1 protein-coding gene and 1 pseudogene are annotated in these 815 nt (G+C 35.3%); both read left to right on the top strand.

Going from position 1 to position 815, the window contains the following annotated elements; all coding sequences use genetic code 11:
* The first annotated feature begins 264 nt into the window (after positions 1-264).
* Entirely contained in the window at positions 265-387 is a 123-nt protein-coding gene (locus tag ACQV2X_RS08735; protein ID WP_428876645.1) for a hypothetical protein, read from the top strand.
* A 259-nt stretch (positions 388-646) separates the two neighbouring features.
* Positions 647-784, top strand: a pseudogene (locus tag ACQV2X_RS08730) (IS3 family transposase); the annotation flags it as partial.
* Positions 785-815: the final 31 nt, after the last annotated feature.

The following is an 815-nucleotide window of genomic DNA, read 5'->3' as shown; positions in this document are numbered from 1 at the left end:
CTTCACCTTCTTTAGTCAAGAATCGGGTTTACACTTATAAAAGATAGGGGGCAAATGGGTTAAAAGCAATTCAAGGAAAAGCAGATTATTCTTTAGATTTTTAAGCTGAATGTTTTACACTTTAAGCAAAGAATAGCTGCTTCCTATAAAGAAACGGCAATCGCCTTTAACCTTACGAATCCATCAATGCTAGCTAATTGCAAAGGCGTTTATCTTGAAGGGGGTTCTAAAGCTCTGAATAGACCGATAGAAAGGCCGCCCAAAGTGGTAAAGAAACTTAATAAAAACGGACTTCGTCAAAAGAATAAAGTTACTGATGATTCAGAATTAGAAGAAAAGACTCAACAAATATTTCACGAACTCTATGAAACCTATGGTTATCGATGAATTACGGCTGAATTATACAAAACACACCATCAAAAAATTAACCCTAAAAAGCTTTACGAATCATGAATAAGCTCGGCTTAAAATGTACAAAATTCTGGCGAAAGTCACGTCGCTATAGCTCTTACAAAGGAACAATTGCTCCCAACCCCCTCAATCGTCGCTTTAGTGCAAAATATCCTCTTCAAAAATTAATCGCTGATGTGACAGCGTTCAAGACAGCCGATGAGCAGAAACTGTATTTAAGGCCTATTATGGAGAACCACTGACAAGTTATAAGAAACTGATGAATAAGATTAATCAATATATTCATCACTATAATCATAGAAGAATAAAACAAAAATTGAGCGGTATGTCTTTGCTTGAATACCGAATCTATACCATTCAATTAACCGTTTAAATACAAACTCCAACTTTTGAGGTTCACATCA

It is taken from the genome of Facklamia sp. P12945, assembly GCF_050409485.1.
Classification (GTDB): domain Bacteria; phylum Bacillota; class Bacilli; order Lactobacillales; family Aerococcaceae; genus Facklamia.
This window is presented reverse-complemented; position numbering and strand designations above follow the sequence as displayed.